12 protein-coding genes are annotated in these 16,003 nt (G+C 39.9%); 6 read left to right on the top strand and 6 right to left on the bottom strand.

What is annotated here, in order from left to right; genetic code table 11:
• Positions 1–564: 564 nt before the first annotated feature.
• The 6 genes from H5119_RS07970 to H5119_RS07945 all read right to left on the bottom strand — a co-directional run bounded on the left by H5119_RS07970 (position 565) and on the right by H5119_RS07945 (position 7,667).
• Entirely contained in the window at positions 565–1,443 is an 879-nt protein-coding gene (locus H5119_RS07970) for a TraB/GumN family protein (RefSeq protein WP_182701844.1), read from the bottom strand.
• A gap of 50 nt (positions 1,444–1,493) precedes the next feature.
• Positions 1,494–2,930: a sensor histidine kinase KdpD gene (locus H5119_RS07965; protein WP_138584732.1), complete on the bottom strand. Its 1,437-nt coding sequence runs from the start codon at positions 2,928–2,930 to the stop codon at positions 1,494–1,496.
• Complete coding sequence (locus H5119_RS07960) at positions 2,911–3,585, bottom strand: response regulator transcription factor (RefSeq protein WP_033028815.1); 675 nt, start codon at positions 3,583–3,585, stop codon at positions 2,911–2,913. Before H5119_RS07960 ends, H5119_RS07965 begins: the two co-directional genes overlap by 20 nt.
• Positions 3,586–3,658: 73 nt before the next feature.
• Positions 3,659–5,638 (bottom strand): LTA synthase family protein, encoded by a 1,980-nt coding sequence (locus H5119_RS07955; protein ID WP_182701843.1) that lies wholly within the window; start codon positions 5,636–5,638, stop codon positions 3,659–3,661.
• Positions 5,629–6,000: a diacylglycerol kinase gene (locus H5119_RS07950; protein WP_182701842.1), complete on the bottom strand. Its 372-nt coding sequence runs from the start codon at positions 5,998–6,000 to the stop codon at positions 5,629–5,631. The genes H5119_RS07955 and H5119_RS07950 overlap by 10 nt, the downstream gene beginning before the upstream one ends.
• On the bottom strand, positions 5,997–7,667 hold the full coding sequence (locus H5119_RS07945; RefSeq protein WP_182701841.1) for a phosphoethanolamine transferase: 1,671 nt from the start codon (positions 7,665–7,667) through the stop codon (positions 5,997–5,999). Before H5119_RS07945 ends, H5119_RS07950 begins: the two co-directional genes overlap by 4 nt.
• Before the next feature lie 553 nt (positions 7,668–8,220).
• Here H5119_RS07945 and ilvG point away from each other — a divergent pair.
• The 6 genes from ilvG to H5119_RS07915 all read left to right on the top strand — a co-directional run bounded on the left by ilvG (position 8,221) and on the right by H5119_RS07915 (position 15,998).
• Positions 8,221–9,870, top strand: a complete 1,650-nt coding sequence (gene ilvG / locus H5119_RS07940) for an acetolactate synthase 2 catalytic subunit (RefSeq protein ID WP_182701840.1) — start codon at positions 8,221–8,223, stop codon at positions 9,868–9,870.
• Positions 9,867–10,112, top strand: coding sequence for an acetolactate synthase 2 small subunit (gene ilvM, locus H5119_RS07935; RefSeq protein WP_182701839.1), 246 nt, complete (start codon positions 9,867–9,869; stop codon positions 10,110–10,112). Before ilvG ends, ilvM begins: the two co-directional genes overlap by 4 nt.
• A 103-nt stretch (positions 10,113–10,215) precedes the next feature.
• Positions 10,216–12,072, top strand: coding sequence for a dihydroxy-acid dehydratase (gene ilvD, locus H5119_RS07930; RefSeq protein ID WP_182701838.1), 1,857 nt, complete (start codon positions 10,216–10,218; stop codon positions 12,070–12,072).
• Positions 12,073–12,074: 2 nt separating this feature from the next.
• Positions 12,075–13,628, top strand: a complete 1,554-nt coding sequence (gene ilvA, locus H5119_RS07925; RefSeq protein WP_182701837.1) for a threonine ammonia-lyase, biosynthetic — start codon at positions 12,075–12,077, stop codon at positions 13,626–13,628.
• Between the two features lie 96 nt (positions 13,629–13,724).
• Entirely contained in the window at positions 13,725–14,759 is a 1,035-nt protein-coding gene (locus H5119_RS07920) for an ABC transporter substrate-binding protein (protein ID WP_182701836.1), read from the top strand.
• 63 nt (positions 14,760–14,822) lie between these two features.
• Positions 14,823–15,998 (top strand): methyltransferase, encoded by a 1,176-nt coding sequence (locus tag H5119_RS07915; RefSeq protein ID WP_182701835.1) that lies wholly within the window; start codon positions 14,823–14,825, stop codon positions 15,996–15,998.
• Positions 15,999–16,003 lie beyond the last annotated feature (5 nt).

The raw sequence follows: 16,003 nt of genomic DNA, 5'->3' as shown, positions 1-16,003 counted from the left end.
GTCTAACCGTTTGATTTTTAGATTCATATACACCTCAAAGTTGAGATGTTATTTTATCAAATTAAAGAGAATTAAGCGTTTAAATTAAATCGAAATTTTTGAAATTGGTCTGATCAATGTCTGTTCAATACGTTAGTAAATCTCTTAACCAGAATTCAGGTTAAATATTTTTTTATTGGCCCAGCTTTTTAAGTTGGGCTTTTTTATTTAATAAGGTTTAAATATTCTGCCATTTTTATAAGGTTATAGGCGCGGTTTTTTGCATGTAAAAAAGTAAGGTTCAAAATGTTAAAAGTAAAAAGCTTTAAGTGCTAATTCGCTTTTTATATTCTTTATAAAAACGGTGTGCGGCACAAGCAATGAGCTGTGTAACAAGAAGTATGGAAGCAAAAATTAGTCCGCCATTGGGTGTAAAGTGATCATCTTAGTAGTAATACACACAATTGAGTAGAAGCATGGATAGAAAAATAAAATTTCGAATTTAAAACGTTTCATAGCTCACCTATAAATTATGAGCTTATGTAGGTGTTTATCTAGATAAGCTCGAGTTTAGAATAATTTAGTTTACAAAAGACTAACGCTAAAGCCTTGCTTTTGTAGTTGTTTAATTAGACCGTGTTGCTCAGGTAAGTGTAGAGCGCCCACCGCAATAAACAGTTGCTCGTTTGCTAAACGGGGTGTGAGTTGTTTAACCCAATTATTGTTACGATTAATTAGCATTACTTGCTCGCTGATCTTACCGTAGTCACTCTCATCAAAACTCATGTTGTAGTAATCGGTTAGTGTATCCATGTCACCGCTTTTCCATGCATTAACTAACTTGATAAAGTAAGTATTAATATCGGCTAGTTGCTCAAAGGTTTCTTCAATCATTTCATTGCTTAATAGCGCCATACCATCAAACATTTGTAGTTGCTGCTCTAGGGTTTCAAGCTCGCCAATTTTAATATTATGCTCTTTTGCATAACTAAGTACTTGCTTGTCTATGCCGGTTTGATCAGAAAAGCCTGCATTTTGAAATTCAATTTGCATCATGGTAACCATTACGGCCCATGGCTTTAAAGCATTGAACATAGCAATATCAATCGATTTTTTAGCAAAGTAGTCTTTTAGTTTATTGTAATTTTGTTTAGACAGTTCTGTTTGCAGTGTTTTACCATCAGTTTGCATCATAAGTGGCATTGAGCGCTGCTGCATTTCAAATGGGGTAAGTTTACTTATATCAACCTCTACAATAACTTCTTTGCTTGCGCTAATTGCATCGGTTACCTTTTTAGGTAAGCCCTTCATGCTGGCATCACCAACGTGTACGGTGCCAAATAAGTAAGAGCTAACGCCATTTTTTTCTATTTTATATAAGGCAGGATCTGCGTAGCTGTTAAAGCTAAATGTTATAAGTAACGCCACAATAAATAAATGGCTCATGCGGATCAGGGCATTCATGGTTTATCCTTAAAATTTCGAGAATTAGTAATATAAATACTAACCTAAATTCACTTAGTGGGTAACGTTAATATAAACGTTAGCGTGGTATCTTTGGTATTGTTAGCTGTAATTGTAAGGCCATTTAAGTTACACAAGCTCTGCACAATAGATAACCCTAAACCGTGGCGTTGATTATTAGTTCTAGATGAATCTAGCTGATAGAGCGGGTCAAAAATAGCAGTCAACTGATCGTGACTTAGTGGCTTTTGTATTTTATTACTAACAGAGATGGTCATGTTTGTGCTGTTATTTACGGCAGTTAATTTAATTGGCGCCTCAGGAAGTCCATAAAATAGTGCGTTATCGATTAAGTTACACAAAATGGTATTTAAACTAAATTCGTCAGCATTAAGTGTAAGTTCGTCACTAATATTGCTTCTTAAACGCGATTTAATAGTTGGGTGCTTAAAAGTCAGTTCATTAATAGTTTGATTGACTAAGTTATTGAGGGTGATTGCTTTTATATCTAATTTCATTGTACTGCTGTTTGAACGTTGTAATAACAATAGGTTATTTACTATCGTTTTCATACGCTGTGAAATACTAAGTACATCACTGGTATAGGTGTCGCTAATACGTTTATCGTCAGGGTAGCGAATAGCCACTTCTGAAAGGCTTATGAGTTCAGCTATTGGGGTTTTTAGCTCGTGTGCAATGTCGCTTGTTAGGCGTTTTTCATTACTATAGAGTTGCTGATTAACGGTAATAAACTTATTTAGCTCGTTACGTATGGGTTCTATTTCTTCTACTTTAAAGTCGCTTTCTATTGTTTGCGCAACACCGGTAATATCGAGTAACTTAATTTGATCATTTAAATTATGTAGCGGGTGCAGGCCTTTATTTACAATACGTGTCACTAAATAGCGCACACCAAACACACCAAGCACACAGGTTAAAATAAAGACCACATCAATAATAATAAGTACTTTATTAAGTTCGGCTGTCGGCGCTGCAATCGCAAGAGTCATGGTATTAAAAACAGCAGAGTGAGTGGGGTTTCTATCGTCTTTTTGGGCTACAAAGTGACTTATAAGTGCGCGGCCATCACGCCCGTTAGGGAGCTCGTAATCTATAATTTTAGATTCGTTTATCGGCATTTCTAAAAAAGGCAGGTTAGCATTTTTATAAAGCGCTAATGAGTCCGAGCGCTCAAACACATCACGGCCATGCCATAACTGGTAAAACTCCGTGGCATCGGCTGCTTCATACTCCGACATAAATTCACCAGCAAAATCAAATTCAACCACGTTGTTGTCATCTTCAACTAAGGTTTTTAAGTAGTTAGCTTTGTTAGTTAAAGACTGATTGAACTGATCTTCCACCCAAGTATCAACGCTTAAATCAACGGTTAAAAATATGGTGAATAAAATAACTGAGATCACAGCGCTAATATTATTAACGAGTTTACGTTTTATTGAGTGACTTTTATTTTGTTGTTGCGACATAACCAAATCCACGTTTATTTTTTATCGGGAGCTCGCCATCAAACTGTCTTACTTTTTTACGTATGGTTGAGATGTGTGCTTCAAGCGCATTTTTAGAGAGCATATCAAACTGACCTACCACCGCTTCACTTATAAGCTCGAGTCCTAATACTCGCTCTGGGGCATTAAATAAGCATTCTATTATTTTGTATTCATTGCGAGTGAGCTCAATGACATGTTGCTTGTAGTGAAGAGTTTTAAGCGAGAGATCTAATACGCAATCACCTACGGTAAGGGTATTTTGTTGGTTTTGCAGTGAACCACGACGAAGTAATGCAAGGACACGAGCATGTAACTCTTCAAACGAAAATGGCTTAGTTAAATAATCGTCAGCGCCTTTCATAAGACCGTTAATTTTATCTTGAGGCTCACTTCGTGCAGATAAAATTAGCACACGGCTTTGGCTATTACTGCTGCGCAGTGCTTGTAAAATACTCATGCCATCAACGCTCGGTAGCATTAAATCAAGTACAAGGAGGTCGTAGTTTCCACTCAGTGCCATACTCAACCCTTCTGAGCCATCACCAGTTTCATCTACGGTAAAACCAAGGTTGCTAAGGCCAACTTGCAAGCTGCGTCTTAGTGCTTCAGAGTCTTCAATAACGAGGATTTTCATGTTTACTCGGTTTATAAAAATAGCCTTGTTACTTTAACAAGGCTTTATTATCAAGTCACTGCAAGAATAATAACTAATGGTACCAACCATTTGTATAAGCTAGATTACCTAAGTTCGCATGGGCTAGGGCTTTTTTTACTAATTGCTCATCGTTTTCACATGGCACAAGCTGGTTATTGCTATACGTATAGGTGGTTGCTGGTTTTTGTGGTTGTAACACCACCACTTTATTATCGTGCATGTAGGCAAAGTTTTTGTCGTATTGCATCATCGCGCGTTGTTTGTTGTCGCTAATTGGCTTTGATAAATCATGACCTATCATAGGGTGCTTACCACTTGCGCCAATCAAAGAAAGTAGAGTAACAGGAATATCGAGCTGGCTGGCTAGTTGGTTATCTCGTTTATGGGTAATACCTTTACCAAAAATAACGGCCGGAATTTTAAAGTGATCAACCGGTACTAAATTCGAACCCGATACGCGCGAGTCGTGATCGGCAATAACTATAAATACGGTATCATCCCAGTAGCTCGATTTTTTAGCTTTTTCGATAAACGTGCCTAGTGCGTAATCGGCATACTTGGCAGCATTATTACGGGTTTGTTTTTGTTTATCGTACAGCGTTATTTTATCATCAGGAAAGTCATACGGGCTATGATTAGAGCTTGAAAATATAAGGCTAAAAAAGGGTTTGTTTTGATTTTTAAGCTTAGTAAGTTCTATGTCGGCTTGGTCGTATAAGTCTTCGTCTGATGCGCCCCACGAGCCATTAAAGTCTATTTTTTTAAAATTATTTGTATCTACGATACTTTTAAAACCGTTGCCTAAAAAGAAGCTGCGCATGTTATCAAAATGGCTTTCGCCACCATAAACGAACTGCGTGTTGTAATTTTGCTTCGCTAAAAAATCAGCAATGGTAAAAAAGTTACGTTGTGATTTATCAAGCTTAACAACTGCACGCGAAGGCGTTGGTGTAAACCCTGTAATTACTGCCTCAATTCCACGTACTGAACGTGTACCGGTGGCGTATAAATTATCAAACCCCCAGCCTTGTTTATAAAGGGCGTCTATATTAGGTGTAAGCGGCAAACCGCCAAGCGTGCCTACGTAACGAGCACCTAAACTTTCTTGTAAAATAATGACTAGATTTTTTGGCTTACCTGTATTGCTTGCGCCATGAAACGTTTTTGTAGGGGCGGTTACATCACTAAATGTGCCTTGCGTATTTTGCATGTTACTACGCACAATACTAAGTAATTCATCGGTGGGTATTTTGCCATAATAGTCTTGGCTTGATTGCTCATTAGAAAGTTGCTTTACTGCAAACGCGACGCTATAAAGGGAGTTAAGGGTTAAGTCGTTAAGTAAGTGATCGGTAGAAAACGAGACCATAGCGGGGTTAAGCGGTCTGTGCCCTAATGAGTTGCGGGCGCCCAAAATAGTTAAGCATACTAAAACAAGCGCTAAAATTGATTGGTTTAAGCCTGTTAGTGATGACTTGCTTTGCCATTGATTGCTAAATATTTTGCTTGCAAATTTACAGTTTAAAACAAGTGCTATAACAGCAATAAATACTTCTAACTTATAGCCTGAAAAAATCATTTTTGAGACTTCTTTAGGGTAAATTAAATATTCTATAAATAAGCGGTTTGGGCGTAAATCGTACTCGTTTATAAACGTAGGCGTAATCACTTCAAAAAAAACGAGTAAAGCAGACATCGTCACTAAATAAATTTTAATTAGGCCACGTACTTTATTTTGCCAACCTACGCTTTGCATCAGTAAGGTAAGTAGTAATGCGGGCATAATAATGTAGCTTAGAGTGGCTATATCTACTCTTAACCCACCTATAAATATAGATAACCACGCATGCGATCCAAATACACGCTCCCCTTGCCATACACTTAATCCAAAGCGAGCAAGTGTTAAAAAGCTAAGTGCCAAAACAGTAAATACAACAAAAATCCATACAGGGCCAAGTGCATTTTGTACCTTAGGTATTACTTTAAATATTAACCTGGTTATTTTAGCTATAAAATTTAGCTTTATGCCCATAACACAGCCCACCAAATAAGAGCGGCAATTAGCATAGCTATAAACACGCTTGCAGAGGCAATATCTTTAGCGAGCCCTGAAAGCTCATGGTATTCACTGCCAATTCTATCAACTACAACCTCAACTGCCGTATTTACCAGCTCAGCAAATAATACAAAAAGCAGGCTGGCTATCAGTAATAATTTATCCTTTAGTGCAATTTTTTGTAGCCACACAAACACACCGAGTAACGAAAACAGTGCTAACTCTTGTTGAAACGCCGCTTCAAATCGACTCATCCATTTTAAGCCGTTGAAAGAATGGCTTAAGGTAAAAATAAGGCGCATTAAGCCTTGGCGTTTTATAACGGTTTTATTACTCATAGTTTTATTTTGCTTGATGTTGTTTGGCAGCTAGCAAGTAAATCGAGCGATGCCTGATACGTTTTGCTTTTAATGCCAATTAAATTTAAAAGGGTGTGAAAAATATTGTTGTGTGAGCGTGCGGCGTGGGTGTCTAAATTAGCCAAGCAGGTATTAGTAATGCGCTGATTATGCTTATCAGCCCACATATAAAGAGGAACGTGCGTTTGTGTGCTAGGTGCAAAGCTATACGGAAAACCATGCAAGTAAGCACCGGCTTCGCCAAGTGATTCACCATGATCAGAAACATATAAAAACTGCTTATCTATGTTGTTTGGCAGCGCTTTTAATTGCTCAATTACCTGGGCATTAACAAAGTCGCTGTACGCAATTGTGTTGTCGTAGGTATTAACTAATTCATCGAGTGAGCAATTTTGAATGTCGCTTCTATCGCACGTGGGTGTAAATTGCTTAAATTTATCTGGGTAGCGTTTAAAGTAAGTTGGTCCGTGTGAGCCCATCATGTGTAGGACGATAACGGTATTAGCTTGGCTTAAATTAGCGAGTTTGCGTTTAAGTGGAGTAAGAAGTGCTTCATCAAAGCAATATTTTCCATCGCAAAGCGCTGATGGGGTGGTTGGTATATCAATATTAACAACACGGGGGCATACGTTTTTACAGCCGCTGTTGTTATCAACCCACAGTACGTCGCTGCCAGCTTGTTGTGCTAAGTCAATCAGGTTTTGTTGGTTGTCGGCTGCTAATCGATCAAAGTTATTTTGTGTTTGCAGTGAAAACATACACGGCACAGACACTGCGGTGGCCGTACCGCAAGACGCCACATTATTAAAATACGTCACATTATGCTTTTGTGTATAAGGGTTGGTGTTGCGCTTATAACCTTGATAAGCAAAGTTTTCTGCTCGTGCTGTTTCGCCAACAACCATAACGGTTACGCTGGTGGTGTTAGGCGCAATTAAAGCGGGTGTTGCATCTATATTTTTAAATTCCATATTGGTATACAGCAGCTGATCGCGCATATATTTATAACCGCTAGAGAGATACTGAAATGGGATGAGTTCTTTTTTCAAAATGCGGTTATTGCGGCCTGTCGCTGCGTAGTCGGCGTAAAAGTTTACGACCACTAAAGCAATTAATGAGCAGCACGCTACAATAAGTTTTATACGACTAATCGCTTCTTGATGGGGGCGAGTAAAGTGTATTTTCACTTTGCTTAATATAAAAACAGGTAGCGCACAAAACAGCAGTAGAAAGCCTATGAGCTGCGGATTTAAATAGCTCAGTGCTTCGCTTGAATCCGTTTCGAACGTGTTTTGAATCATTGAATAGTCAAACACGACGCCGTAATTTAATGAGCCGTAAAGCACACCACTCGAAATTATCAGTAAAAGGTAGTTAATTGGTTTTAGTAACCACCTAACCGACACTATCGAAAAGAAAATAATTAAAAGGCATAACAAAAGCAGTGGCACTGAAAGTAAAAATAGCCACGAAAAAGATACAAGTGAGGTAATGGCGCTAAACGAACCTTGAATAAAAGGAATGTTTATAACTAAACAGTAATAACAGGCAATCATCACCACAAAGGCATTTGCACTACAGTGAATGTAAAACCGCTTACTACGATTTGGTTTTTTTTGTGTTGGTGTTTGGCTCGTTACGTTCATATTTAGGCTCGTTTAAAATAACAACGCCATGCTATGCAACAACACTTAAGAGTCGCTTAAGAGAACCTACGTATTACCTGAAGGTGATAAATAATTTTATTTATAAAAATATTCTTAAAAATTAATCAAACCTTAAATAAGGGATATAAGAATAGTGAATTTCTGAGATTAAATTTAGAGCATAAAAAAACCACTACTAACTTGTATAGTGAATTTTAAAACCTGATAAATTGCATTTTAGTCTTTTTGTTAGATTAACTTTGGTGTTGACTTAAAGGGCCTAGCGCGGTACTAATATACAAAGAGAGCGAAGGAATAACCTTCGCGATAATTGAACAAAATTTGGTATTAATTACATGCTTACAAACGCACTTAACCTAGTCCTGATTATTATCGTGGTGATTATTCCCGCGAGGGCTTCGTAGTGCTTTAAAAACTTAAGCATTAAAAAAGCCCTCCGCACTTAACCGTTCGGAGGGCTTTTTAGTTTTAAGGGCAAAGTTTTTAGCGTAAAAATGTAATTGGGTTGTCACTGAGGAATGAGGGTTTATTAATGACAGGCGCAGAACTAACAATCGACTTATTGGCCAAACACGGCGTAAATGAAGTATTTGGCTACCCAGGCGGAGCTATTATGCCAATTTACGATGCGCTGTATGGCGCGCCAGTCAAACACTACCTAACTCGCCATGAGCAAGGTGCAGGGTTTGCAGCTGTTGGTTATGCTCGTAGCACACGTAAATTAGGCGTATGTTTTGCAACATCGGGCCCAGGTGCAACTAATTTAATAACCGCTCTGGCTGATGCGATGATGGACTCAGTACCATTATTGGCGATCACCGGCCAAGTGCCTACTGCAGCTATTGGTTCAGATGCGTTTCAAGAAGTAGATGTACTAGGTATGTCGCTTTCGTGTACTAAGCACAGCTACATGGTAGAGCGAGCTGAAGACTTAGCAGAGATATTACAAGAAGCAATTCATTTAGCGCAAAGCGGCCGCCCAGGTCCCGTACTTGTCGATATCCCAAAAGATATTCAAATGGCTCAAGTCCCTTTTAAACCTTGGCTAGCAGCTGATGAATACTTACCAAAGTTAGATTTAAAGCAAGTTGCTATTGCTAATCAATTGTTGAGTGAGGCTAAACAGCCTGTAGCGTATGTAGGTGGTGGTGTACAAGCCGCTGATGCGCAAGACGAGCTAATGCAATTTTTAAATAAAACGCAGATGCCAGCTGTATCGACACTTAAAGCGTTGGGCAGTGTGTTACCTGATTACGAACATTACTTAGGTATGCTAGGTATGCATGGCACTCAAGCTGCTAATATCGCAGTGCAAGAATGTGATGTACTTGTATGTATAGGGGCGCGCTTTGATGACCGCGTAACAGGCAACTTAGCTAAATTTGCAGCTAAAGCTAAAGTAATCCATTTAGATATCGATGCAGCTGAAGTTGGTAAGCGAAAACCAGCTAAAGCTTCATTAATTGCTGATTTAAAAACGTCGTTACCCGCACTTGAGTGCTTTGTAACCCCTAAAGCGTGGTGTGACACAAATAAAGAAATGAATATTAAGCATGCGTGGCGTTACGACTACCCAGGTGAAAAGGTTTTTGCACCGTACTTATTAAACCAACTAAGCCAACGGATGCCAAAAACAGGGGTTGTGTGCTGCGATGTTGGCCAACACCAAATGTGGGTAGCACAACACATGAAATTTAGTCATCCGAGTAATCATTTAAGTAGTGGTGGCGCAGGCACAATGGGCTTTGGTTTACCTGCTGCTATTGGCGCGCAAGTAGCACGCCCTGATGACTTTGTTATCACTGTATCGGGCGATGGTTCAATAATGATGAATATTCAAGAATTGGCCACTATTCGTCGTAACAACTTACCTGTAAAAATATTAATTTTAGATAACCAGCGTTTAGGGATGGTTCGCCAATGGCAGGAACTATTTTTTGAAGGGCGTTATTCTGAAACTAACCTGTCGGATAACCCAGACTTTGTTCAATTAGCCGCTGTATTTGGTATTCCTGGGCAAACAATAACTCACGCTAATCAAGTTGATGATGCGATAACTGCATTAGTTAATAGTAAAGGGCCGTACATAGTACATGCCTGTATTGATGATAAAGAAAATGTTTGGCCACTTGTACCACCTGGGGCTGCGAACGACGAAATGATGACGGAGAAAGCAAAATGAAACATAGCCTAACTATTGCATTAAAAAGCCAAAGTATAGCGGTAGAGCGCTTTTTACGAGTGGTGCGTCATCGTGGTTTTGACCTTACGCATTTTCAGCTCAATATGGACGATGGTTTTTATAATGTAGACATGACGGTAGATAGTGATAAACCAATTCACCTATTAACCAGCCAGTTAAACAAGCTGGTGGATGTTAGAGAAGTCACTTTACAAAATTTACAGCAACAACAGGCTGTGTAATTACGAACTGAAAAACAATTTACGAGTAACTGAATCACTCGGTTACTCACCAATTTTAGAATGAGGAATGCCCGCTTATTTTGCGGCAAAAACTGAGGTAACTATGGCTAAATTAAGAAGTGCAACAACAACTGAAGGGCGTAAACGCGCAGGCGCTCGTGCATTATGGCGCGCAACAGGTATGACCGACACCGATTTTGGTAAGCCGATTATTGCCGTAGTTAACTCGTTTACACAATTTGTACCAGGGCATGTTCACCTTAATCAGCTAAGTGAACTTATGGCTGAAACTATTACACAAGCCGGTGGCGTCCCTAAAGAATTTAATACTATTGCGATTGATGATGGTATTGCAATGGGTCACGGCGGTATGCTTTATTCGCTGCCTTCGCGCGACTTAATTGCTGACTCAGTTGAGTATATGGTAAATGGTCATTGTGCTGATGCGATGATTTGTATTTCAAACTGCGACAAAATTACTCCAGGAATGATGCTTGCAGCACTACGTTTAAATATTCCGGTAATATTTGTATCAGGCGGTCCAATGGAAGCAGGTAAAACTAAGCTTGCTAACATCGATATTAAACTTGATTTAGTAGATGCCATGGTTAAAGGCGCTGATGAATCGGTAAGTGATGCAGATTCAGAGCAAGTAGAGCGCTCTGCGTGTCCAACATGTGGCTCATGTTCAGGCATGTTTACTGCAAACTCAATGAACTGTCTGCTAGAAGCGATTGGTTTAGCACTTCCGGGTAACGGCACGACGCTTGCGACTCATAAAGACCGTAAACAACTTTATGTTGAAGCGGGGGCTCGTATTGTTGATTTATGTCGTGAGTACTATCAAAAAGATAATCAAGATGTATTGCCACGTGCTATTGCTAACAAAACAGCCTTTATGAATGCAATGGTGGTTGATATTGCAATGGGTGGCTCATCAAATACCGTATTACATTTACTCGCTGCAGCGCAAGAAGCGGGCGTTGATTTTGATATGTCGCATATTGATGCGCTTTCTCGTAAAACACCGTTTTTATGTAAAGTTGCACCAGCAACACCAGAGTACCATATTGAAGATGTACACCGTGCTGGTGGCATGATGGCAGTCGTACGCGAGCTTGGTAAAGCAGGCTTAGTTGATATGTCGGTTAATCATGTTGCAGGGTCAACAATGGCTGAGCTTGTTAAAAAATGGGATGCAACAGATCCTACTAACGAAGTTGCGCGCAAATTTTACCGTGCGGGTCCTGCGGGCATTCGTACCACTAAAGCAATGAGCCAAGAGTGTCGTTGGGATGAAGGCGATAACGACCGTGTTAATGGTTGTATTCGTAGTGTAGAACACGCTTTTCGCCAAGACGGTGGTTTAGCTGTGCTTTCGGGGAATTTAGCCGTTGATGGTTGTGTTGTAAAAAGTGCAGGTGTCGTTGACGAAATGCTACATTTTGAAGGCACCGCAGTGGTGTACGAATCACAAGATGACTCGGTAGAAGGGATTTTAAATAACGAAGTAAAAGCGGGCGATGTCGTTGTTATTCGTTATGAAGGGCCAAAAGGGGGCCCAGGTATGCAAGAAATGCTATACCCAACAAGCTACTTAAAATCGAAAGGCTTAGCTGAAAAGTGTGCTCTTATTACAGATGGTCGCTTTTCGGGTGGTACTTCGGGTTTATCAATTGGCCATGTATCGCCAGAGGCTGCAAGTGGTGGTGCAATTGCTTATGTTGAAAATGGCGACAAAATCATTATTGATATCGCAACACGCGAAATTACGTTAGCGCTAAGCGATGAAGAACTTGAGGCACGTAAACAAAAGCAATTAGCACGCGGAAAAATGGCGTACAAACCAGTTGATCGTGAGCGCTATGTCTCGTCTGCTTTAAAGGCTTATGCATTACTTGCAACAAGTGCTGATAAAGGCGCTGTGCGCGATTTAGCTAAATTGGAGGCGCTTAGTTAATTATGGTCTCTCAAGAGCTCGATTATTTTCGCGCTATTATTCAAGCAAACATGGAGCCTTTGGCTAAAGTTACTGAGGTTAGCAAAATGGCTGAACTCAGTAAAAAGCTAGGTAACCATGTTTGGTTAAAGCGTGAAGACCAACAGCCCGTGTATTCATTTAAGTTACGCGGGGCGTATAACAAATTAAATAAATTACCTAAAGGCTCAGTGGTTATTACCGCTTCTGCGGGTAATCATGCTCAAGGGGTTGCATTAAGTGCATCTCACTTAGGGCATCAAGCCACCATTGTAATGCCAGTAACAACGCCTGAAATAAAAGTAAGCGCCGTACGCGCGCTTGGCGGTGAAGTTGTATTACATGGGCATCATTTTGATGCCGCAAAAGGATATGCGCTTGAACTTACAGAGCAACGTAACGGTATATTTGTCCCACCATTTGATGACCCAGACGTCATTGTTGGTCAAGGCACTGTAGCACGCGAGTTAATGCAGCAATTAAACGAGCTTGATGCTGTGTTTATTCCTGTTGGCGGCGGCGGTTTACTTGCTGGTATGGCGGTTTACATTAAATCGCTGCGTCCAGATATAAAGGTAATTGGCGTAGAAGCCGATGAAAGTGCGTGTTTACAAGCTGCACTTGAAGCAGGTAAGCCAGTAGAGCTTGATCGCGTTGGTAGTTTTGCCGATGGCGTAGCGGTTAAAATTATTGGCACTGAAACATTTCGTTTAGCGCAAAAGTTTTGCGATGAGGTTGTTACAGTAACTAGCGACGAAATATGTGCAGCCATGCAGGACATTTTTGTATCTACGCGTGCAATTGCAGAACCTTCGGGTGCACTTGCAACGGCTGGGCTTAAAAAGTGGAGTCAGCAATCGGGGTTAAAAGGGTTGCATCTAGCGGCTGTGCTTTCGGGTGCTAATTTAAACTTTGATCGCCTGCGTTATGTAGCAGAGCGCACTGCGCTGGGTGAAAAAAACGAAGCGTTATTAGCGGTTACTATTAAGGAAGAAAAAGGCAGTTTTAAACAGTTTTGTGCTTCTTTAGGTGGTCGTGCTATTACTGAGTTTAACTACCGTTATGCAGGACCTGGTGAAGCACAAATATTTGTAGGTATTGCCCTGCGCCAAGGCGAGCAAGAGCTTAATGAGCTAAAGCAAGACTTAACAAATAATGATTACCAATTTTGCGACCTGTCGGATAACGAACTCGCTAAATTACATGTGCGCTATATGGTTGGCGGAAAAGCACCAGAGCAATTACATGAACGTTTACTGCGTTTTGAATTTCCTGAATATCCAGGTGCGCTTGCACGCTTTTTAGATACTTTAGGTAGTAATTGGAACATTACCTTATTTCATTATCGTAATCACGGTGGTTCGATGGGGAATGTACTGGCAGGTTTTGCTATTGAGCCAAGTCAGTATGAGATGTTTAACGAACATTTAAATCGTTTAGGCTACAGTGTGCAAGATGAAACACAAAATCCGTGCTTTAGCCAATTTTTAACATCAAAGCCGCAAGCAGAAAAAGCCGAAAAACTCGCCTCAGTATAGTCCTTCTTTAAAGGCAGGCACCTAACTAGGGTGCTTGCTTTATCACAAGTTTTACATATAGTTACAGGTAATCGCCATACTTTTGAGGATACCTAGTTGCTATTTAAGGGATTAATTATTGGATTGTGCTTTTTTTGTAGCCATATAGTGGCGCAAGAATCTGTCACATTACAGCTAAAATGGACGCATCAATTTCAGTTTGCTGGTTATTATATGGCAAAACAAAAAGGCTTTTATGACGAAGTTGGCCTTGATGTAATTATTAAACCCGCTAATCCGATGATGCCCGATACCTTCGAACCCGTTGCCAATAATAAAGCACAGTTTGGTGTCGGTCATTCAGGTATTTTACAACAACGTATTAATGGTCAACCCCTTGTTGCTATGGCTGCCATGCTGCAGTTTTCACCTTACTGCTGGATGGTTAAAGATACTTCCGATATTTTCCATCCACGCAACTTTGCTAATAAACGCATTACTGGCGTAAGCCGTAAGGATGCTACCGAATTAATGGTTATGCTTAAGCGCAGCGGGGTAGATACTGATAGGCTTAAGGTTTATGAGGGGGAAAATCCAAATCAAGCATGGATTGAAAACAAGCTAGATGCGATGCAAGTATACGTCACTACTGAGCCTTATTATATGACCCAGCAAGGTATTGCGCATCGCCTTATTTGTCCGCAGCGATATGGTATGGATGTGTACGCTGATATTTTATTTACCAGCGAATATATGCTTAAAAAATACCCGCAAACCGTCGAGAAATTTTATCAGGCCAGTTTAAAAGGCTGGCGTTATGCGATGATGAACATGGATGAAGCAATTAATATTACGCAACAAGTATATGCGCCAAGTAAAAGTTTTCATCAGCTCGCTTTTGAGGCTGAAGTATTAAAAAATTACATAATGCCTCCTACAACCAACTTAGGGCATATGTCTATAGCAAAATGGCGTTTAATCGCGGATTTATATAGCATACAGCAAAGTAAATTTGATGACGTTAAAGCAAGTTTTATATATAAATATCAAGAACCCGAAGCAATGCAATTATCTTGGATGCTCATAGCCGCTATTCTGGTGAGTATTATTTCGATACCTTTGTATATACGGCTGATTTTTAGCAAAAAATAACCGCTTAATGAGAATCTACTGAACTGCTATAATCGACTGTCTTTTTTTTTACTTTAAGTTGTTATGACTTTAGCTGAGCAATTCTTTGCCCTTGATTCACTTTTACTACGCAATCGCCAGTATTGGCAGTGTACTGCATTTGATTTTGACGCGATCCCGTGGCCAAAACTACAAGAGGTACTTAATGGGCTAAGTGACGATCAAGTTACAGCACTTGATAACGATCAAAGTCAGTTATATCAATTTTTTAGTCAATACATAAATGACCTTGGTGAACTTGCTAATTTGTGTGAACTACCAGGCGCGGAGTTAAACCGAACTGATTATCCATTTTGGATAAGTAACGGTATTAAAGGTCGTAAGTTTGATCAGTTACAAGATTTTGTATCGGCACTGCCTAATACTAAACAGCCAGTTTTAGAGTGGTGTGCTGGTAAAGGGCATTTAGGGCGAATGCTTGCTTTTAATGGCGCAAGTGATGTGCACAGTATTGAGCTGCAACAAAGCTTATGTGAGCAAGGGCAAAAAAGTGCACAGCAACAAGGCTTAGCAATGCACTTTAGCCAAGCAGATGTGCTAAAAGATGACATTACTCAATTTTTTAATGCTGATATGCATGCTGTAGCGCTGCATGCATGCGGTGGCTTGCACCAAACATTTATGCGCCAAGCAAGTTTAGCTAAAGTACAAAAAATTAGCTTTTCACCTTGTTGTTATCACCTATTTACGGCTAATGAATACCTTGCTATGAGTGAGGTTGCAAAGCAAAGTACGCTTAAGCTAACGCATCGTGATTTAAAGCTCGCATTGCAAGAAACCGTTACAGCGCCTTCTCGTCTGGAAAAAGTGCGTAAAACAGAATTAGAATGGCGACTCGGTTTTGACGCACTAAGAAAGTCGATTACGAATGAATCACACTACGTAAGCGTGCCTTCGGTTAATAAAGCAATATTCTCAGATTCGTTCAAATCATTTTGCGCATGGGCTGCTGAAAAAAAAGATATAACGTTACCTCAATCTACTGATTATAATCAGTTTTTAGAAGTGGGGCAGGCGCGAAAAAAAATAACTGACCGAATTGAACTGGTTCGACATGTGTTCCGAAGAGCAATTGAGGTTTGGCTTGTGCTCGATCGTGCTTTATATTTGCAGCAGCAAGGTTATCAGGTGAGTGTTAATATTTTTTGCGAGAAGCAGTTAACGCCTCGTAATATTTTAATTCTTGCCAGTATCCATTAAATTTC

Origin of the sequence: Pseudoalteromonas sp. SG45-5, assembly GCF_014164085.1 — a bacterium.
Lineage (GTDB): Bacteria > Pseudomonadota > Gammaproteobacteria > Enterobacterales > Alteromonadaceae > Pseudoalteromonas > Pseudoalteromonas aliena.
The sequence above is the reverse complement of the archived record's forward strand: the minus strand, read 5'-3'. Positions and strand labels throughout refer to the sequence as shown.

Coding starts and splice junctions, on each gene's coding strand:
- H5119_RS07950 (WP_182701842.1), bottom strand. CDS start 6,000: ATGAGTAATAAAACCGTTATAAAACGCCAAGGCTTAATGCGCCTTATT.
- ilvD (WP_182701838.1), top strand. CDS start 10,216: ATGGCTAAATTAAGAAGTGCAACAACAACTGAAGGGCGTAAACGCGCA.
- H5119_RS07915 (WP_182701835.1), top strand. CDS start 14,823: ATGACTTTAGCTGAGCAATTCTTTGCCCTTGATTCACTTTTACTACGC.
- ilvA (WP_182701837.1), top strand. CDS start 12,075: ATGGTCTCTCAAGAGCTCGATTATTTTCGCGCTATTATTCAAGCAAAC.
- H5119_RS07960 (WP_033028815.1), bottom strand. CDS start 3,585: ATGAAAATCCTCGTTATTGAAGACTCTGAAGCACTAAGACGCAGCTTG.
- H5119_RS07970 (WP_182701844.1), bottom strand. CDS start 1,443: ATGAATGCCCTGATCCGCATGAGCCATTTATTTATTGTGGCGTTACTT.
- ilvM (WP_182701839.1), top strand. CDS start 9,867: ATGAAACATAGCCTAACTATTGCATTAAAAAGCCAAAGTATAGCGGTA.
- H5119_RS07965 (WP_138584732.1), bottom strand. CDS start 2,930: ATGTCGCAACAACAAAATAAAAGTCACTCAATAAAACGTAAACTCGTT.
- H5119_RS07955 (WP_182701843.1), bottom strand. CDS start 5,638: ATGGGCATAAAGCTAAATTTTATAGCTAAAATAACCAGGTTAATATTT.
- ilvG (WP_182701840.1), top strand. CDS start 8,221: ATGACAGGCGCAGAACTAACAATCGACTTATTGGCCAAACACGGCGTA.
- H5119_RS07945 (WP_182701841.1), bottom strand. CDS start 7,667: ATGAACGTAACGAGCCAAACACCAACACAAAAAAAACCAAATCGTAGT.